The following is a 17,161-nucleotide window of genomic DNA, read 5'->3' as shown; positions in this document are numbered from 1 at the left end:
GGAGGAGCCGGACAATCGAGCCTTAGCCGTTAGCCGCGGTGACGACGACGATTCCGTCGTCGTCGCTGTAGGCGATGTCGCCGGGTACGAAATCCACCCCGCCGAAGCTGACTGTGACGTCACGCTCGCCGGCGCCGGTCTTGGCGCTCTTGCGCGGGTTGGTGCCGAGTGCCTTGATGCCGAGATCCATGTCACGCAGCGCCGCGGCGTCCCGCACTGCGCCGTGCACGATCAGTCCGGACCACTCGTTGGACCGGGCCAACTCGGCGATGAGGTCGCCGACCAGCGCGGTGTGCACCGAGCCGCCGCCGTCGATCACCAGCACGCCGCCGTCGCCGGGTGTCGACAGCACCGACTTCAGCAGCGCATTATCTTGTGCGCAGCGAACAGTGGTGATCGGACCGGCGAATTGCTTTCGCGCGCCGAACTGGCGGAATTGGACGTCGCAGCTGCGGACGTCGGGCCCGATGTCGTCGACGAGGTCGGCGGTGGGCCGGAATACCACGGTCACCCGGCCAACCTAGTCGTCGTCGTGACGCAGCCGGCGCACCAGCAGTATCGCCAGCAGGCTGATCGCGATCGCCACCGCCAGCGGCACCGGCGAGCGGCCGGCCGCTGACTCAGCCGGCACCTCGGGCAACGGGTTGCGGGCCGCCTCGACGGTCGACTTCGCATGTGCTGCAGCATCTTTGGCCGCCGCAGCGAGCTGACCATTGGTATCCGGTGCGGCGGGCGCGATCTTCTTGGCGGGCGCCTTCTTGGCGGGAGCTTTCTTCGCCGGAGCCTTCTTGGCTGCAGCTTTTTTGGCCGGGGGCGTCTTCGCGGCTTTCGCCGGAGCGGCTTTCTTGGCCGCCTTCTTTGCCGGGGTCTTCTTGGCCGGCTGCTCGGATTCGCCGACGGGCGGCGGCACCGGCGGGGCTGCGTCAGCGGGAGGCGCCGGCCGTTCAGCGTGGGGAGGCGGCGTTGAGGCGTCGGCGGGAGGCGGTGGCGCGGGGTCGGGGGTGTGGTCCGGTCGATCCTGCGGGTCTGCCATCCGCTTGCTCCTTTGAGGTTGTGTCCATCATGCCAGGGCCGACCCGACGGGCCGGCGGCCGCCGGGCGTCAGTGCCGGTTGCGGGTGGACCACCACGCACCGGCGCCGACTATCGCGAGCGTGCCGAGGACGAACGGCCAGATCGGGACGTCGTCGGGTGGGGCGTCCGACGTCCGCGCCGCGGGACCGGGCGTACCGGTGCCCGGGGCGGTCAGCTGAAACGACCACGCCCCGGCGACGACATGCCCGTCCGCCGAGGTCACCCGGTAATTGACGGTGTAATTGCCGGTCGGCCCAAGGGGTCGCACGCCGATGCTGACGACCGTGCCGCGTACTTGCGGCTCGCCCGCAGACCAGATGTTGCCGTCCGGGCCGACGACCGTTATCGCCGCGAACGTGGTCTGCAGGTCTTCGTTGAACGTTGCGCTGACCCGTGCCGGCCCGGTGCTGACGATGGCGTGATCGGCAGGGTCGGCCGACACCCGGGCGGCGTGTGCGCTCGCGGCGCCCGCCGTCAGCGTGACCGCGAAGCCGACGGCTGCCAGCATCAGGATGATGGCGACCAGGTGTGCGCGCCGATTCATGTCCGCCGCCCGATCAGCGCGGCACCGATCCCGACGGCGGCGAGCAGCAACGCCGCGCCGGCCAGCACGCGGGCGGTGTTGTCAGCCGCCGGCCGGCCCGGAGCGGCAGGCGTTGCCGTGGCGGTCGGCTGAACGGTGTGCTGAGTATGCGACGGCGCCCCCCCGGCGATCACCAGGGTCGGCGCCGGGTGTTCGGGTTCTGCTTGGCCGGCCGTCGACGGCTGATCCCATTTCACCACGGTCCCGTCCGCGTAGGTCTGGGTTGCCGGAAAGCTGACCGTGTCGGCATCGGGCAGCTTCGCCGATATACGGAAGACCCCGAATTCGCCCACCCCGATGCCGCCGTTGGGCGCCGCGGTCCACGTCACCGACCGGACAGGGCCTGAGCTGCCGTCGCGGTCGAGGTCAGCCGTCCAGCCGGGCTCGGCTTCGGTGCGGACCGCGGAGACATTGGTCAGGTCGACCGTCAGCGTGGTGGTGGCCGCGCCGGTCGTCGACTCGTTGGGGACCTGGAAGCTGACCAGCGCCACGCCGCCCCGAACGGCGTCGCCGCTGGTGGCTTCGACGTGGGCCGATGCGGTCGTGGCGGCGGGCCACAGGCAGAGCGCCGACGCGCCGATCGTTGCGATTGCGCTGCGCCAGAAAAACCGACGAGGGGATGACATTGTTGTTCGGAGCCTCCAGAGGTCAGGCCAGGCCGAGGCGCGCCATCAGGTCGGCGTCGATTTCGTCGAGCTGGCTCGAGATCGCGGCGTGGGCGCCGCGGCGGCGGGTGGCGGGCATGTTCTCCGCGGCGGTGATCGCCGCCGCGAGGTCGGTGAGCCGCGCGGACATCTCGGTGACGAACTGCTTGGTCTCGGGGTCCTTGGGCTTGTTCTCCTGCACGGTCCGCAGTGACTGTTCGGCTCCGGCGACGCGGGCCGACAACCGGCCGCCGTGCCCGGAGAATCGACCGATCTGAGCCAGCGGGACCCCGAGCCGGTCGGCGCGCCGCTGGTCGATCAGTCCGCGTGCCGCGATCGAAACCCGGTAGGCGACCGGCACCACGATCGGCGCGAGTAACCGCGACACCGTCAGCAGACGGCGAATCCGCGCCGGCGACAACAACTTGCCCTCGCGCACGGTTTTCAGTTGAGCCTCGGCGATCTTCAACGCGGTTTGGTCGCTGCCGCGCTGGGCCTTCAGTTGCTCGCGCAGATGCTTTGTCTCAGCGCGCTGCGCTGCCTTGAACCGGCGAACCTCGTTCTTGGCTGCCAGCTTGGCCTCGAGCTTGGCCCGGGCTTTGATCGCGCGGGCCTCGGCTCGACGCGTCGCACGGGTCTTTCGCTTGCCGAACAGGCCCATTCGCGCACTACCTCCATGGGTCTCGTCGACGATCGCGGTGCCTGTGCGGCAGCGATGGGCCAACCCTAACCGGGCCGACCGTGGCGGCTGCCGTCAGGCGTCCAGCTGCTCCTTGCGGCGCAGCTCGTCGACGCGGTGAACGATGTCTTCTTGCGCCTCCTGTGACAAGCCGCTCGCCCGCAGGGCGATGCGCCGGACACCCTCGTCGCGCATGACCAGCAACCACGAGAGCTCCTTGTCGAGCTTCTCGTAGTACTCGTCGTCGGTGAAGTACGCGGGCCTGATGCGGAAGAAGTTCGCCAGGGCGGCCATGGTTGCCGACGACGGGTTGGTGCGGTTGCCAGAGCGTAGCTGCGATAAATACGGAGCCGACATCGTGATTCCTTCAGCCTTGAGCGCCGCGATGACTTCAGCAGAAGTGTGCGGACCCCGTCCGGGCGGGTAGACCGTATCGAACAGACGGTTCAGGCGGGCGGAAAATGTCGTGCTCATCGATATGACCTCCACCGGGTTGGTAGACCGAGTAGCTCCGTTCAAGTATTTGCTGACCATCGTAGCCAGAGTTATCGTCGCAACCAAGTGCAAACTTGAGCCGAATTGTCGTCAGCGGGTGCCCGGGTTCGTCGCCGCGGTGAGCCGTCGCCCCAATAGCGCTGTGCAGCGAATACACATGATGTTCCAAGGGAATTGTGTGATGTTTCGCGGGTTCGGCGCATATTGGGGGCATCGGGCGGCCTCGCCGGGCCGACGCGGTGATGTCCGCGGCAACCTACGCGATCACGCGTGCGATCAGAGGTTCGATTTGCTGTCGAGCTGCAGGGACTACCGGCGCGGCCGCATTGGGCGGACGGCGCATGCTGTCGCCAAGCATCGGTCATCCGCTCAGCTGTCACCGGAGGCGACTGACTCGACGGCCGGGGCGGCGCATCGGCTCACGGCCGGCGCGGTGGGCCTCAGACGCGCGAATGCCTAGGCGGCAAGCAGCATCGCCAAGATAGCTGTATCGGGGTGGCTGATCGGGTCGACGCCTACGCGGCTGACCATCGACGTGATCGTGCCGTCGGCTTCGGCCTCCACCCACGCGGCCCGGTGCTCCAGCCCCAGATAGGGCAGACCGGGCAACAGCACGCAGCCCGACGCCGCGCCGTTGCACTCGGGCAGCGACGGCATCGTCTCGGAAGGCGGATGCAGCATCAACAGAGCGGGCGGCTGATGGTCGGCGAAATAGCCTGGCTTGATTGCTGATTCGCCTACTACCGGACCTTCTGCCAACACCAGGCCCACGGTGCCCGGCGCAGGAGCTTCCGGCAGTTCCTCGCGCACACCGAAAACCGTTGTGGTTTCCAGCAATCCGGGCAACGACGCCACCCTGACGGCGACCATCAGCAATTGCGCCCACTCTTTTGTCGAATCGGGCCACCGCCCGGAAACCACAAAGCCTTTCAGGGCACCACGAGAATGGAAGGGGGCCACTTCAATGGCCCGGCCTGAACCAGTATCCATGTCGCCCTCCCCTGTGGGTCGATCAGATCAGCATGCGGCAGCCTGGCAACGCCCGCAAGCTGACACGAGCAACCAACGGCGACAAAGCAAAAAAGAAACACCGTCGAAATAGAGTTCGGGGCGCCGCGCGAGTGGCGCGACGCCCCGAGACGAAGAAAGCCGAAGCTAGCCGGCGATGAGCCCCTGAGCCTTCGAAGTCGCAGTCCCGTAACGCGACTGGACGTCCTCCCAGTTGACGATGTTCCAAAACGCTTTGGCGAAGTCGGCCTTCACGTTCTTGTACTGCAAGTAGAACGCGTGCTCCCACATGTCGAGCACCAACAGCGGAACGATACCGAGGGGGAAATTGGTTTGGTGGTCGTAAACCTGGAATATCAACAGCTTCTGGCCGAGGCTGTCCCACCCGAGCGCGGCCCAACCCGAGCCCTGCACCGTGGTCGCAGCCGCAGTGAACTGCGCGCGGAACTTGTCGAACGATCCGAACGCCTCATCGATGGCGGCGGCGAGCTCACCGGTCGGCTTGTCACCGCCGTTGGGAGACAGGTTCTTCCACCACAAGCTGTGGTTGACGTGGCCGGCCAAGTTGAAAGCCAAGTTCTTCTCGTTCAACAGGATGGCCGACTGGTCGTCTTTCGCACGCGCTTCTTCGAGCTTGGCAACCGCATCGTTGGCGCCTTTGACGTACGTCGCGTGGTGCTTGTCGTGGTGAAGTTCGTTGATCTGGCCCGAAATATGGGGCTCCAACGCTCCGTAGTCCCAATCCAGGTCGGGCAAAGTGTATTCGGCCACGGGGTTCCTTCCTTCGAGGATCGTTGACGATCTGATCTGACGCTTCACTCGCAGGCTGTTAGCGAAGCGGCGGCTTTGGCGTAACTAACCCTGCTCCATCACCGCGCGCGCCGCAAGAACGAGTGTTTGGCGGGGTTACCCAATGGGGTGGGTTCAGAACCAGATGATGAAGGCGAGGACCGCCAGTAAGACCAGAGCGATGAGTCCGGCGCGAAGGCCGGCAAGCAAATAGGAGCGATTACACGTCGCCGACGTGGTGTACCAGCGCGACGTTGTCCGCGCCGACTGTGGTCCGATCGGTTGCGTTGTCATCGAGAAGCTCCGGCCTGCGTGTCCAACTAGGTCCCCCAGTGAGATGAGTCACAAAAGATCTCAGTGATCGCGATCATAACCTCTTATGTACCGCCTGAAAAATTGAGTCGATCGCGGCGCGTTGACCAGCATCTTGTTGCTGGCGATGTCCTTGTACGCATTGCTAATAAGACCGGGCGTGGGCTTGCCTCAACCGCTGGGGCCGGCTGTGACATCCCCCATAGAGGGGATGCGGACCTATGCCATGAGATCGCCTAAGGATTCGCTGAGGGCCGGCGTGGGCTGTCGATCACGGTCCGGTAACGGCCGGCATTTATCCACAGCGATGAGCGGCGTCCCGGTATTGACCGCGCGTCAAAGCGAACCGCGGTTGGACCGGGGCTGTGGATAAACCTGTGGAAACTGTGGATACCCGTTGGTAGCTGGACGCCAGTCGCAGCGCGGCCGGGGCGTGCGTGCCAAGATCGACCGCATGGATGGTGAATCGGCTGTGGCGCAGATCGGGGTCGCGGACTTGCCCGCCCAATTCGGGCCGTCGGCGGTGTTGCTGGATGTCCGGGAGGACGACGAGTGGAGTCGCGGGCACGCCGCCGAAGCCCAACACATCCCGATGGGCGACGTGCCGGCCCGGCTCGACGAGATCAGCCGGACCGCGACGCTCTACGTCGTGTGCAAGCTCGGCGGCCGCTCGGCCAAAGTCGCCGACTTCCTCGCCCGCAGCGGGTTCGAGCCGATCAACGTCAACGGCGGGATGACCGCCTGGGCCGAGGCCGGTCGTCCGGTCGTCACCGACGATGGCAGCCCGGGCAGCATCTAGGCTGATCTGATGATCCCCGCCGGTGACGATGCAGAGCGCAGCGATGTGGAGGAGCGGCGCAGATGATCCCCGCCGGTGACGATGCAGAGCGCAGCGATGTGGTGGGGGCACCTCCCGCTTGCGGGGGAGAGCGGCGCAGATGATCCCCGCCGGTGACGATGCAGAGCGCAGCGATGTGGTGGGGGCACCTCCCGCTTGCGGGGGAGAGCGGCGCAGATGATCCCCGCCGGTGACGATGCAGAGCGCAGCGATGTGGTGGGGGCACCTCCCGCTTGCGGGGGAGAGCGGCGCAGATGATCCCCGCCGGTGACGATGCAGAGCGCAGCGATGAGGAGGAGCGGCGCAGATGATCCAAGTGTGCTCCCAGTGCGGCACACGCTGGAATGTCCGTGACAAGCAGCGTGTGTGGTGTCCGCGCTGTAACGGGACGCTGCTGGCTCCGGCAACGACCACGCCGGCCGCACCCGCCGCGCGTACCGACGGTGCCTGGAGTGCCGGCCCGCGGACAGCGCCGCGACTACCACCCGGCTACCGCTGGATCGCGCTGCGTCCCGGCCCACCCCCACCCCCTCGCCGTCGTCGCCGCCCGCTCGGACCCACGCCGCGATACACCGCGATACCGCGCTGGGGTTTGCGCGACAGCGTCGGGGCCGAGGGCGCCGGGCCGGGTCGCGCGGCGCGGCCCGCGCCATCGGCCGACCGCGTTCGCACGACGTTCTTCGTCGCCGCGATCGCCCTGGGAACAGCGGCGCTGGTGCACGTGGTGCGCTATCTCCTGCTGGTCATCAACCGCAACACCTTGCTGAACTGGCTGGTGGCCGACGCGGCGGCGCTGCTGAGCGTGCTGGCCAGCCTGGCAGCGGTTGCCGCGGTGATGACCTGTGCCGCAGTGCTGACCCGGTGGATGATCGCCCGTCGCGCCGCGGCGTTCGAGCACCGCGGTACGCCGGAATCCCGCTCGCGGCGGGCGCTGTGGGTGGGCACCTTGCTGCCGCCGTCGTTCGCGATGGTGCTGGCCATCTCCGTGGCCGTGGTCCTGGCCACGTCGGACCGTCCGACCAGCTGGGCGCTGATGGCCGGCTGCGTCGCGCTCTGCTGTCTGCCGCTGCTTGCCACGGTGTGGGCGTTGGTCTACGTCATCGAGCTGGCCCGGACCGAGGATCACTACACCCGGTTGCGACCGGTGATCTGGAGTTGGTGGCTGCTGTGGTTGCTCAGCAGCATGACGTCGGTCTTCGCGACGGTGACCAGTGGCGCACAGGATTCGCAGGGTATCGCCAACAACACGGCGGCGATGATCGTGGCCTATCTGCTGGCTTTGGCGTCGGTGCTGGTGACGGCCAAGCTGTTCGAAGGGTTCGAGCGCAAGCCGGTCGAGCGGCCCGCACACCGCTGGGTGGTCGTCGAGGACGACGGCAAGGATCCGGCGGGATCTACTGCAGCGGTTGAGTTGGCGGGTGAAGAACCGGCAGCATAGGGATATGACAGGTGCCGGCGAGGTGGACTCGCGGCACCCGTTCGTCGTGGCCCATCGGGGGGCGTCGGCCTCCCTGCCCGAACACACCCTGGCCGCCTACGACTTGGCGCTGCGGGAAGGCGCCGACGGAGTTGAATGCGACGTTCGGCTGACCCGCGACGGACACCTGGTCTGCGTGCACGACCGCAAACTCGACCGGACATCCAGTGGCGCCGGCCTGGTCAGCGCGATGACGCTGGCCGAGCTCCGCGAACTGGATTTTGGTGCGTGGCATGGCAGTTGGCGCGCCGACGGCGCCCACGGTGACACCGGTCTGCTGACGCTGGACGCCCTCGTCGAGCTGGTGCTGGACTGGAAGCGGCCGGTGAAGATCTTCATCGAAACCAAGCACCCGGTCCGCTACGGCGCACTGGTGGAAAGCAAAGTGCTGGCGCTGCTGCATCGCTTCGGCATCGCTTCACCCGCTTCGGCCGACCGATCCCGGGCGGTGGTGATGTCGTTCTCCGCGGCCGCGCTGTGGCGGGTCCGCCGGGCGGCGCCGCTGCTGCCGACGGTGCTGCTCGGCAGGAGCCATCGGTTCCTCAGCAGCAGCGCGGCCAGCACCGTCGGCGCCACCGCGGTCGGGCCGTCGATCGGTGTTCTGCGCGAACATCCCGAACTCGTCGACCGGGCCGCAGCCCAGGGCCGCGCGCTGTACTGCTGGACCTGTGACGACTACGACGACGTCGGATTCTGCCGCGACATCGGGGTGGCCTGGCTGGCCACCAACTATCCCGGCCGCGTCAAAGCGTGGCTGGAAGACGGGCTGACCGGCGCCGACCCCCGCTAGAGTCGGCCGCCCGCGGCGGCTGGGGCGTCGGCCTCTGAGCGCGCCGAGTCGATCTCCCGGGCAACGAAGTTCTCCAGGTCGAACAGGTTCGCCCCGGCCCGATCGGCGACCCGCACCAGCGTGGTCATCAGCGCCATCTCCTCGACCTGCTCCTTGAGGAACCACTGCATGAACTGCTCGCCGAGGTAGTCGCCCTCGTCGCGGGCCACCGCGGCCAGCCTGCTGACCTGGTCGGTAACGGTGCGCTCCTGATCCAGCGCCAACGCCAGCGCGTCGCGCGGCGTATCGAATGAATTGCGGACCACGTCGACGGCGGGGATCTCGATCCGCACATCGCGGTCAAGCAGATACCGCACCAGCGTCATCGCGTGATTACGTTCTTCAACGGCCTGCGAATAAAAGTGTTTTGCGAGCTGACGAAGGTCCGCGCCGTCGAAGTAAACGGCTATCGCAATGTATTGCTGGGCATTGGTGAATTCGTGGTAGACCTGCTCTTGCAATAAAGCGTGAAATTTTGTTTTATGGGCATCGTGATCGTTCATGCCGACCACGCTACTGCAGCTCAGAGGTCTCGTCATCCAAGGTCGGCCTTACTGAGGCCAGCGTCGCCTAAGTAATGTAAGGCTATGTTGAATTAACACCGAGCGCCATTCCAAAGGTCATCGTGAATGGTCGCTACGACCCGCTGGAAATTGTGGACGGCACCGGCCGGTCGGCGGCCATTGCGTCGAATAGCGCGGCGGCCTTCTCGTGGTCCCACACCACCACCGACCCGGCGTCGCTGTTGGTGAACTCACCGATCGGCACGGTCAAGGTGGCGGTCGACCCGACCAGCGACCAAGCCAGCCGGGCCAGATCCCAGACGTGGTCGTTGTGGTCGACGGTCAACGCGCCGGCCGCCGCCCGCGGCACCGAGTACCACCGCCACGGGTTGAGCCAGGTCGCCGGGCTGGTCGCCCGATGCAGCAGCGCCGACATGAACTGCCGCTGGTCGACCATCCGGTCCAGATCGGCCCGCGGCGTGGCCCTGCTGCGGACGTAACCCAGCGCGTCGCCGCCACCCAGCTTCTGGCAACCGGCGCGCAGGTTGATGCCGGCCAGTGGATCGTCGATCGGTGCGGTCGGACAGACGGTGACCCCACCCATGGCGTCGACCAGGGCGGCGAACCCGCTGAACCCGATTTCGGCGTAGTGGTCAAGCCGCAGCCCGGTGGCCTGCTCGACCGTCTCCGCCAGCAGCGGCGCGCCACCCATCGCGAACGCCGCGTTGATCTTGTCGCGGCCATAGCCGGGGATCGGCACGTAGGAGTCACGCGGAATCGACACCATGGTCGCCGCAGTTCCCGACCCGACGGCCGGAATGTGCACCAGCAGAATGGTGTCGGTCCGGCCGTTGCCGGTGTCGCCGCCGGTTGCCAGTGCCTCCTGCTGCTCGACGCTGAGGCCCCGCCTGCTGTCCGAGCCGACCAGCAGCCAGGTGCTGCCGTGCCCGGACGCCGGACGACCGGGGTAATCGGTCAGCACCGTCTGGCGATGCATGGCGGACTCAAACCACAACGCGCCGCCGAGAATGCCCGCGCAAGCCAGCGCCACCGCGATCACCAGGCTCAACGCCAACACCTTCGCCCACGCCCGTCGAGGGCGCGGCGCCCGGCGTGCTCGCCCCGGCGACACCGGTCGCGGCGGTGGCGTCGTGTGCGGCGGCGGGGGCCGGCGCCGCCTGGCGCTGGCATCCTCGTCGTACATCGTCATCGCAGCCAGCCCAGGTGGCCGGCCAGCAGCGCGTAGCCGACGAACGCCACGGTGTCGATCAGGCCGTGCGCGATCACCAGCGGCCAGAGCCGGCCGGTGCGCCGCCACGCGTACCCGAACACCAGGCCCATCGCGATGTTGCCCAGCCCGGCGCCGAAGCCTTGGTAGAGGTGGTAGGCGCCGCGCAGCAGGGCCGACCACGCCAGCGCCGCCCGGGAGCCGACACCCAGCTGATCCAGGCGGGTCAACAGATACCCGACGACGATGATCTCCTCGGCCCAGCCGTCGGCGAAGGCGGTCAGCGTCAGCATCGGAACCCGCCACCAGGTGTCGCCCAGACCGGACGGGATCACCGAGGCGTTGATTCCCAGCGCCCGCGCTGCGAGGTAGAGACCGAGCCCGGGCAGGCCGATCAGCGCGGCCAGGCCGAGGCCGCCGAGCAGGTCGGGCCGCCACCGCAGCCGGCCCAACGGCGTCGATCCGGAACGCCACAGCAGATACAACCCGAGCGCACCCCAGGAGATCAGCTGGACGACGACCGTCGCGTTGAGGCCGAGGTCGATCAGGTCGAAGTGGGACCGCCGCGGGTTGAGCGGAATCTTCTGCGTGCTCAGGTTGCGCAGGACGGAGTCGGTGAGCTGCAGCAGCGCCTCGACCGCGCTCAGGCCGAACGTCACGCTCAGCACGATCACGACCTCGAGGCGCAGCGAACGGCGGTCGGTCGCAAGACCGTCGACGTCACCGGAGGGCGCGATCACCCCGACACGGTAACCGGCTCAGTTGCCGCGGGCTCGCAGGCCGTTCACGAACGGGCAGCCCATCAGCACGCGGATCGCCTGGCTCAGGCCGGGGACGTCGTCGACCGGCTTGTGGAACGGCAGCCGGATGTCTCGATCGCCGTCCGCGCTTTCCACTCGCAGGCGCATGCCATAGCGGTCCACGCCGAGCGGGCGAACATCTCCGCGGCGCAGCCGGGCCGGCAGCCGGGCGGCCAGCCGCGCCACCACGTCACGGTGAGCACTGTCCAGATGCCGGATCCAGCACGATTCGAACCCGCAGAACGGGTCGGGCTGCGCGGCCAGTAGCGCCGCCGCGTCGACGGCCTCAGCACCCGTCGCGTCGGTCACCACGACCGACTCGATCTCCAGCCGTGCCAGCAGGTAACGGGTGTCGCCGGGGCGAACCGGGCCGGAATTAGGAGTCTGTACTTGCAGCAGCGCGGGGTGCGGGTGCTCCTCGGCGATCAGGTCGAGCAGTTCGCGCACCGACGACTGCGGCACCCGGTGCAGCCCTCCCCGGATCCACACCAGTGAGCGGATTGGCTCGCGCAGCGGCAGCGGCGCGTAGTCGGCCAATTCCAGCACCGCCTGCGCCCCGTCGTTCAGCGGGGCATCGAGCGGAGCCCCGACGGCGAACGAGCCGTCGGCGACCAGGTGGTGCAGCGGCGTGGTGAGCGGCTCTGCCTGTTCGACCGCGAGCAGCGCGCCGCCGGCCCGGACGCACGTGCTGCGGATCCGCTCGGCCGTTGTGGGCGCCGGGCAGTGGGCGAGTGTCATCGTGGACCGTCCTGGCTCGTGGGTTAGTGAGGTAAGCCTAACTTAACTACCGACAATCGGACGGCGCAAGATGTTCGACCCGATAAGGTTTTCGGCGTGGCAAGCATCGCGTATCTCGGTCCGGCGGGGACCTTCACCGAAGCGGCGTTGCTGCAGATGATCGACGCCGGTCTGGTGCCGCGGCACACCGCCGACGAATGTCGGCCGCTGCCGGTGGACAGCACACCGGCCGCGCTGGACGCCGTCCGCGACGGCGTGGCCGACTTCGCGTGCGTGCCCATCGAGAACTCGATCGACGGGTCGGTGACGCCGACGCTGGACGGCCTGGCGAGTGGATCCCCGGTGCAGGTGTTCGCGGAGCTGACGCTGGACGTCGCGTTCAACATCGTCGTGGCGCCCGGCCGGACGGCCGCCGACGTGCGGACCGTGGCCGCCTTCCCGGTGGCCGCCGCGCAGGTTCGCCAATGGCTGGCCGCGCATCTGCCCGAGGCCGAGCTGCAGCCCGCCATCTCCAACGCCGATGCCGCCCAGCAGGTGGCCGATGGGCACGTCGACGCCGCGGTCAGCTCGCCGCTGGCCGGCACCCAGCGCGGACTGGCGACGCTGGCCGAGGGTGTGGTCGACGAAGACAATGCGCGTACCCGCTTCCTGCTGGTCGGGCGACCGGCGCCGCCGCCGGCCCGCACGGGCGCCGACCGGACGTCGGTGGTGCTGCGGATCGACAATGCGCCGAGCGCGCTGGTCACCGCGCTGGCTGAGTTCGGGATGCGCGGCATCGACCTGACCCGGATCGAATCCCGGCCCACCAGAACCGAATTGGGCACCTATGTGTTCTTCCTGGACTGCGTCGGCCATATCGACGACGACGCTGTCGCCGAGGCACTCAAAGCACTGCATCGGCGTTGTACCGACGTGCGCTATCTGGGTTCCTGGCCGACTGGAGACATCGCCGGCGCGCCGCCGCCGGAATCGGACGACGCGGCGCGTTGGCTGTCCGGCCTGCGCGGAGGGTCGGCGCCATGAGCGGTCGGCTGGTGTTGATGCGGCACGGACAATCCCACGCCAACGTCGACAAACGGCTCGACACCCGCCCGCCGGGGGCGGAACTGACCGAGTTGGGCCGCAATCAGGCGCGCACCTTTGCCCGCGATGCGACGGCGGTGCCGGGTTTGTTGCTGCATTCGGTGGCCACCCGCGCGGCTCAGACGGCGGCAGAGGTCAGCGCCGAGTTCGGCATGCTGGCCCGGGAAGTCACCGGCATCCACGAGGTGCAGGTCGGCGATCTGGAAAACCGCAACGACCAAGAGGCGGTCGACGAGTTCGAGGCAACCTACCGGCGCTGGCTGGAGGGGGACCGGGATGCGTCGATGCCCGGCGGGGAAAGCGCCAACCAGGTCCTCGATCGCTACCTACCGGTGCTGGATGAGCTGCGAGTGCGCTACCTCGACGACGCGAACTGGACCAGCGACATCATCGTCGTCAGCCACGGGGCGGCGATCCGGTTGACGGGTGCCGTATTGGCCGAACTCGACAGCGCATTCGCGCTCGAACACCACCTCGCCAACACCGAGGCCGTCATCTTGACGCCGGCCGCCGGCGGACGTTGGGGCTGCGAGCAGTGGGGGGCTCGGATGCCGCCGTTCGACGCGTCTTCGCCGCCCGAGTCGGTCGCCGACCCGATGGGCTGAGTCAGATTGCGCGTGCGGCCGGGGCGTCGACCTGAGCGCAGTCACAGCCGACCGCGTCACAGTCCAACACGAACGCATGCAGTAGTAGCTCCGGGCCGGGGCAGTCCGCGTCGGTGCATTCCGAGCGGTGCAGCCGGTGCCGAATGACCGCGCCGTGACAGTGCTCCAACCCTGCCAGGCATTCGCGGCAGCGGGTGTTCATCTCGCAGTCATAGCACCGCGCGCGGGCAGATTCGGTTTGCCGCGCCGCAGGCGGAACGAGCTAGGTCTGATGGCTCGCTCCTCCTCATCGCGCTGCGCGCTCTGCATCGTCGCCGAGCTAAGCCCAGCCCAACTCGTGCAACCGGTCGTCGTCGATGCCGAAGTGGTGGGCGATCTCGTGGATCACCGTGATCTTGACCTCCTCGACCACCTGCTCGTCGCAATCGCAGATGTCCAACAGCGCGTCACGGTAGATCGTGATGGTGTCCGGCAGCGAGCCGCCGTAGTGCGAATCGCGTTCGGTCAGCGCCACACCCTCGTACAGCCCGAGCAGCTCGTCGTCGTCGGGATCGCGGTCGGCGACCAGCACCACCACGTTGTCCATCACCGCGGCGAGCTTTGCCGGGATCAGGTCGAGCGCGTCGGACACCAGCTCGTCGAACCGTTGCGGATCCATCCGCACGGCCATGGCGCTACTGCCCCGGCGGCGGAGGTTCCGGCGCGGCCGGGGGTGGCGCGAACGGGTTGGGCGCCTCGGGCGCCGGGGGCGGCGCTTCGGGCGCCGGCGCCTGGGCCGGAGGGGCGGGCTGCTGGCCGGGCAGGTGCTGGTCGCCCTGCCGTTGGCTGCTCGATCCGCTCGATCCGCTCGACGAACTGGAGGATCCCGACGAGCCCGACGAACCCGACGAGCTGGACGAGCCGTTGGAGCCGGTCGACGCCGCGCCGCCGCCGGGAGTCGGGCCGAGCGGAATCGGCGGCAGGTTCAACCGTTCCTGCGGGATGTCCGGCGGCGGAACCGGCGGTTGACCGTTGATCTTCAGCGGCCCCTTGGCGCTGTTGAGCAGCGTGGCCCAGCCGCCGTTGCCCAGCGTCGCCCCGATACTGCAGGCCACCTGCCGGCTGCCGGCCGACCAGCTGGGCACCGACAGCGTGCTGTAGATCAGCGTCAAGGTCGTGCTGCGCAACTGCACCGGCATGAGATAGGCGTCGGTGAGTTTGGTGCACGAGTCTTTGATGAAGGCGTCCTGCTCGGGCTCCGGCGGCAATCCCTCGGGGAACCTGGCGAGCAGGTTGACCGTGCCGGTGACCTCCATCGCGTGCGGCGCGGCGCAGTCGACGGGAATGTCGGTGGGCTGGTTGGTCGACGGGTCGATGCCCAGGCACGTGCCGTCCGGCCACACCTTGGACTGGTCGACGTCGGCAACTTTGCCCTTGAAGGCGATCTGTTCGTTGCCCGCGCCGGGCAGCTGCACGCCGCACAGCATCCGTCGCTCGCCGAACTGTCGCCACGCTTTGTCGCCGGACCACAACATGCTGATGATGAATTTGCTGTTGGGGTCGAACTTGGCGCCCAGGTAGCGCCGCACCGCCGACTCGCACTGCTCTTGGCTGATCTGCTCGATGCGGGTGGCCGACGGCGGCGGGGCCGATGGCCCGTATTCCGAACCCGGGAACGTGCGCATGTCGATCGACTCGGCGACCTCGAACCGATGCTCGTCTTTGCAGTCGACGATGTTGGCGGCTTCGGGCATCCGATCCGGCCACATCAGGCAGTTGCCGGTGGCGGCGCGGTCGAAGGCGTCGTTGCCTTTCGACCCGGTGGGCGGCACCGGGTCGATGTAGCCGGCGAGGCGCCCCGGACCGCCGCCGATCGGCAGCGCGGTGACGAGTCCAGCGATCAGCAGGCCGCCCAGCGCGGTCAGCAGCAACGCGCGACGGGTCGCCGAAGCTTGCAGGGTGCCCTGCAAACTGTTCAGCCACGCGACTCGCGGGTGCCGGCGTGTGGGCCGCTCGTCCCGCTCGGATTCATGCCACATCGGCTCCATTCTGACAGGGATTGCATACCCCGTGACAGCTGATGCGCAAGTTACTTCATGTGGTTATCGCTGGTGGACACCGCACGCGTAGGGTTCTAGCCCGTGATCGACCTGAAATTGCTCCGGGAAAACCCCGACGCCGTTCGCCAATCACAGCAAAGCCGAGGCGAAGACCCGTCCCTGGTCGACGCCCTGTTGACCGCAGACACGACGCGCCGGAAGGCGATCGCGGCGGCAGATTCACTGCGCGCCGACCAGAAGTCCGCGAGCAAGAAGGTCGGCGCGGCATCACCCGACGAGCGCCCCGCGTTGCTGCAGCACGCACGCGAGCTGGCGGACCAGGTCAAGAGCGCCGAGGCCGAGCAGGCCAACGCGGAGGCGGCGTTCACCGCCGCGCACATGGCGATCTCGAACGTGATCATCGACGGTGTGCCCGCCGGCGGCGAGGACGACTACGCCGTGCTCGACGTCGTCGGCGAACCGGCTGCGATCGACGACCCCAAAGACCACCTCGAGCTGGGCGAGACGCTCGGCCTGATCGACATGGAACGCGGCGCCAAGGTGTCGGGTTCGCGGTTCTACTTCCTGACCGGCCAGGGTGCGCTGCTGCAACTGGGGCTGCTGCAGATGGCAATCCGGCTGGCGGCCGACAACGGGTTCGTGCCGATCATCCCGCCGGTACTGGTCCGCCCGGAGGTGATGTCGGGGACCGGCTTCCTCGGCGCGCACGCCGACGAGGTCTACCGGGTGGAGGCCGACGACCTGTACCTGGTCGGCACCTCCGAGGTGCCGCTGGCCGGCTATCACGCCGACGAGATTTTGGACCTGTCCGGGGGGCCGCGCCGCTACGCCGGCTGGTCGTCGTGCTTCCGTCGGGAGGCGGGCAGCTACGGCAAGGACACCCGCGGCATCATCCGGGTGCACCAATTCGACAAGGTCGAGGCTTTCGTCTACTGCGACCCGGCCGATGCCGAGGCCGAACACGAGCGGCTGCTGGGCTGGCAGCGCGAGATGCTGGCCCGCATCGAGGTGCCCTACCGGGTCATCGACGTGGCCGCGGGCGATCTCGGCTCGTCGGCGGCCCGCAAGTTCGACTGCGAGGCGTGGGTGCCTACCCAGCAGGCCTACCGGGAGCTGACCTCGACGTCAAACTGCACCACCTTCCAGGCCCGTCGGCTGGCCACCCGCTACCGGGATCCGGCCGGCAAGCCGCAGATCGCCGCAACGCTGAACGGCACGCTGGCCACCACCCGCTGGTTGGTGGCCATCCTGGAGAACCACCAGCGACCCGACGGCAGTGTGCGCATTCCCGCGGCGCTGGTCCCATACGTCGGCGCCGAGGTACTCGAGCCGGCATAGCCGGGCTTTGCAGTCACCGGGGGCAGCAAAGTCAAGAGGTTGGTTCTATTGCTGATCTATCATCAGCTGACTGAGCCCTGCATACGTGGTTGGGGCAACC

Annotated in this window: 21 protein-coding genes and 2 pseudogenes; 7 read left to right on the top strand and 16 right to left on the bottom strand. The window is 68.1% G+C overall.

All coding sequences use genetic code 11. The annotated features are described in order from the left end of the window. Positions 1-22: 22 nt before the first annotated feature. From rraA to G6N27_RS15455, 9 genes and pseudogenes are all read right to left on the bottom strand, one after another. Positions 23-511: a ribonuclease E activity regulator RraA gene (gene rraA, locus G6N27_RS15495; RefSeq protein WP_163777247.1), complete on the bottom strand. Its 489-nt coding sequence runs from the start codon at positions 509-511 to the stop codon at positions 23-25. Between the two features lie 231 nt (positions 512-742). After that, a pseudogene (locus tag G6N27_RS25700) lies at positions 743-886 on the bottom strand (hypothetical protein); the annotation flags it as partial. A 215-nt stretch (positions 887-1,101) separates the two neighbouring features. Beyond that, positions 1,102-1,581: a copper resistance CopC family protein gene (locus tag G6N27_RS15485; RefSeq protein WP_232065107.1), complete on the bottom strand. Its 480-nt coding sequence runs from the start codon at positions 1,579-1,581 to the stop codon at positions 1,102-1,104. A gap of 32 nt (positions 1,582-1,613) precedes the next feature. Then, positions 1,614-2,282, bottom strand: a complete 669-nt coding sequence (locus G6N27_RS15480) for a YcnI family copper-binding membrane protein (protein WP_163777243.1) — start codon at positions 2,280-2,282, stop codon at positions 1,614-1,616. A 22-nt stretch (positions 2,283-2,304) separates the two neighbouring features. Beyond that, positions 2,305-2,961, bottom strand: a complete 657-nt coding sequence (locus G6N27_RS15475) for a DUF6474 family protein (protein ID WP_163777241.1) — start codon at positions 2,959-2,961, stop codon at positions 2,305-2,307. Positions 2,962-3,054: 93 nt separating this feature from the next. Then, entirely contained in the window at positions 3,055-3,453 is a 399-nt protein-coding gene (locus G6N27_RS15470; protein WP_163777239.1) for a transcriptional regulator, read from the bottom strand. A gap of 477 nt (positions 3,454-3,930) precedes the next feature. Then, a complete protein-coding gene (locus G6N27_RS15465) occupies positions 3,931-4,464 on the bottom strand; it encodes a peptidase (RefSeq protein ID WP_163777237.1) in 534 nt (177 codons plus the stop codon). 165 nt (positions 4,465-4,629) lie between these two features. Next, a complete protein-coding gene (locus G6N27_RS15460; RefSeq protein WP_163777235.1) occupies positions 4,630-5,253 on the bottom strand; it encodes a superoxide dismutase in 624 nt (207 codons plus the stop codon). A gap of 153 nt (positions 5,254-5,406) precedes the next feature. Then, a complete protein-coding gene (locus G6N27_RS15455) occupies positions 5,407-5,565 on the bottom strand; it encodes a hypothetical protein (RefSeq protein ID WP_163774188.1) in 159 nt (52 codons plus the stop codon). Between the two features lie 472 nt (positions 5,566-6,037). On the opposite strand from G6N27_RS15455, the gene G6N27_RS15450 reads away from it, so the two are divergent. The 4 genes and pseudogenes from G6N27_RS15450 (at position 6,038) to G6N27_RS15435 (ending at position 8,688) form a co-directional block, all read left to right on the top strand. Next, positions 6,038-6,382 carry a rhodanese-like domain-containing protein gene (locus G6N27_RS15450; protein WP_163777233.1) on the top strand — a complete coding sequence of 115 codons (345 nt, stop codon included), beginning with the start codon at positions 6,038-6,040 and terminating at the stop codon, positions 6,380-6,382. 28 nt (positions 6,383-6,410) lie between these two features. Next, positions 6,411-6,532, top strand: a pseudogene (locus G6N27_RS25695) (sirohydrochlorin chelatase); the annotation flags it as partial. 196 nt (positions 6,533-6,728) lie between these two features. Beyond that, positions 6,729-7,859, top strand: coding sequence for a DUF4328 domain-containing protein (locus tag G6N27_RS15440; protein ID WP_163777231.1), 1,131 nt, complete (start codon positions 6,729-6,731; stop codon positions 7,857-7,859). Positions 7,860-7,863: 4 nt separating this feature from the next. Continuing rightward, the gene (locus G6N27_RS15435) at positions 7,864-8,688 is read left to right on the top strand and encodes a glycerophosphodiester phosphodiesterase (protein WP_163777229.1); all 825 of its coding nucleotides are present in this window, start codon (positions 7,864-7,866) and stop codon (positions 8,686-8,688) included. On the opposite strand, the gene G6N27_RS15430 is transcribed toward G6N27_RS15435, so the two are convergent. The 4 genes from G6N27_RS15430 to G6N27_RS15415 all read right to left on the bottom strand — a co-directional run bounded on the left by G6N27_RS15430 (position 8,685) and on the right by G6N27_RS15415 (position 11,996). After that, positions 8,685-9,230, bottom strand: a complete 546-nt coding sequence (locus G6N27_RS15430) for a ferritin (protein ID WP_163777227.1) — start codon at positions 9,228-9,230, stop codon at positions 8,685-8,687. The genes G6N27_RS15435 and G6N27_RS15430 overlap by 4 nt on opposite strands. A gap of 133 nt (positions 9,231-9,363) precedes the next feature. Continuing rightward, positions 9,364-10,305, bottom strand: a complete 942-nt coding sequence (locus G6N27_RS15425) for an LCP family protein (RefSeq protein ID WP_372513024.1) — start codon at positions 10,303-10,305, stop codon at positions 9,364-9,366. A gap of 131 nt (positions 10,306-10,436) precedes the next feature. Next, positions 10,437-11,198, bottom strand: coding sequence for a CPBP family intramembrane glutamic endopeptidase (locus G6N27_RS15420; protein WP_163777223.1), 762 nt, complete (start codon positions 11,196-11,198; stop codon positions 10,437-10,439). An 18-nt stretch (positions 11,199-11,216) separates the two neighbouring features. After that, positions 11,217-11,996, bottom strand: coding sequence for a DUF2470 domain-containing protein (locus G6N27_RS15415; protein ID WP_163777221.1), 780 nt, complete (start codon positions 11,994-11,996; stop codon positions 11,217-11,219). A 96-nt stretch (positions 11,997-12,092) separates the two neighbouring features. Here G6N27_RS15415 and pheA point away from each other — a divergent pair, with 96 nt between their 5' ends. Both pheA and G6N27_RS15405 read left to right on the top strand, forming a co-directional pair. Further along, complete coding sequence (gene pheA / locus G6N27_RS15410) at positions 12,093-13,019, top strand: prephenate dehydratase (RefSeq protein WP_163777219.1); 927 nt, start codon at positions 12,093-12,095, stop codon at positions 13,017-13,019. After that, positions 13,016-13,684 carry a histidine phosphatase family protein gene (locus G6N27_RS15405; protein ID WP_163777217.1) on the top strand — a complete coding sequence of 223 codons (669 nt, stop codon included), beginning with the start codon at positions 13,016-13,018 and terminating at the stop codon, positions 13,682-13,684. The genes pheA and G6N27_RS15405 overlap by 4 nt, the downstream gene beginning before the upstream one ends. A 1-nt stretch (position 13,685) precedes the next feature. On the opposite strand, the gene G6N27_RS15400 is transcribed toward G6N27_RS15405, so the two are convergent. The 3 genes from G6N27_RS15400 to G6N27_RS15390 form a co-directional block, all read right to left on the bottom strand. Next, positions 13,686-13,886, bottom strand: coding sequence for a hypothetical protein (locus G6N27_RS15400; protein ID WP_163777216.1), 201 nt, complete (start codon positions 13,884-13,886; stop codon positions 13,686-13,688). 117 nt (positions 13,887-14,003) lie between these two features. Next, entirely contained in the window at positions 14,004-14,354 is a 351-nt protein-coding gene (locus tag G6N27_RS15395) for a metallopeptidase family protein (protein ID WP_163777213.1), read from the bottom strand. Between the two features lie 4 nt (positions 14,355-14,358). Then, positions 14,359-15,711, bottom strand: coding sequence for a septum formation family protein (locus G6N27_RS15390; RefSeq protein ID WP_163777211.1), 1,353 nt, complete (start codon positions 15,709-15,711; stop codon positions 14,359-14,361). 93 nt (positions 15,712-15,804) lie between these two features. On the opposite strand from G6N27_RS15390, the gene serS reads away from it, so the two are divergent. Then, positions 15,805-17,061: a serine--tRNA ligase gene (gene serS, locus G6N27_RS15385; protein ID WP_163777209.1), complete on the top strand. Its 1,257-nt coding sequence runs from the start codon at positions 15,805-15,807 to the stop codon at positions 17,059-17,061. Positions 17,062-17,161: the final 100 nt, after the last annotated feature.

The sequence above is a fragment of the Mycobacterium cookii genome, assembly GCF_010727945.1.
In the GTDB taxonomy this organism is placed as follows: Bacteria; Actinomycetota; Actinomycetes; order Mycobacteriales; family Mycobacteriaceae; genus Mycobacterium; species Mycobacterium cookii.
This window is presented reverse-complemented; position numbering and strand designations above follow the sequence as displayed.

Excerpts from the sequence above, each read along its gene's own strand:
- G6N27_RS15485 (WP_232065107.1), bottom strand. The coding sequence starts at position 1,581 with ATGCTGGCAGCCGTCGGCTTCGCGGTCACGCTGACGGCGGGCGCCGCG.
- G6N27_RS15480 (WP_163777243.1), bottom strand. The coding sequence starts at position 2,282 with ATGTCATCCCCTCGTCGGTTTTTCTGGCGCAGCGCAATCGCAACGATC.
- G6N27_RS15475 (WP_163777241.1), bottom strand. The coding sequence starts at position 2,961 with ATGGGCCTGTTCGGCAAGCGAAAGACCCGTGCGACGCGTCGAGCCGAG.
- G6N27_RS15470 (WP_163777239.1), bottom strand. The coding sequence starts at position 3,453 with ATGAGCACGACATTTTCCGCCCGCCTGAACCGTCTGTTCGATACGGTC.
- G6N27_RS15465 (WP_163777237.1), bottom strand. The coding sequence starts at position 4,464 with ATGGATACTGGTTCAGGCCGGGCCATTGAAGTGGCCCCCTTCCATTCT.
- G6N27_RS15455 (WP_163774188.1), bottom strand. The coding sequence starts at position 5,565 with ATGACAACGCAACCGATCGGACCACAGTCGGCGCGGACAACGTCGCGC.
- G6N27_RS15450 (WP_163777233.1), top strand. The coding sequence starts at position 6,038 with ATGGATGGTGAATCGGCTGTGGCGCAGATCGGGGTCGCGGACTTGCCC.
- G6N27_RS15440 (WP_163777231.1), top strand. The coding sequence starts at position 6,729 with ATGATCCAAGTGTGCTCCCAGTGCGGCACACGCTGGAATGTCCGTGAC.
- G6N27_RS15435 (WP_163777229.1), top strand. The coding sequence starts at position 7,864 with ATGACAGGTGCCGGCGAGGTGGACTCGCGGCACCCGTTCGTCGTGGCC.
- G6N27_RS15430 (WP_163777227.1), bottom strand. The coding sequence starts at position 9,230 with ATGAACGATCACGATGCCCATAAAACAAAATTTCACGCTTTATTGCAA.
- G6N27_RS15415 (WP_163777221.1), bottom strand. The coding sequence starts at position 11,996 with ATGACACTCGCCCACTGCCCGGCGCCCACAACGGCCGAGCGGATCCGC.
- G6N27_RS15405 (WP_163777217.1), top strand. The coding sequence starts at position 13,016 with ATGAGCGGTCGGCTGGTGTTGATGCGGCACGGACAATCCCACGCCAAC.
- G6N27_RS15400 (WP_163777216.1), bottom strand. The coding sequence starts at position 13,886 with ATGAACACCCGCTGCCGCGAATGCCTGGCAGGGTTGGAGCACTGTCAC.
- G6N27_RS15395 (WP_163777213.1), bottom strand. The coding sequence starts at position 14,354 with ATGGCCGTGCGGATGGATCCGCAACGGTTCGACGAGCTGGTGTCCGAC.
- G6N27_RS15390 (WP_163777211.1), bottom strand. The coding sequence starts at position 15,711 with ATGGAGCCGATGTGGCATGAATCCGAGCGGGACGAGCGGCCCACACGC.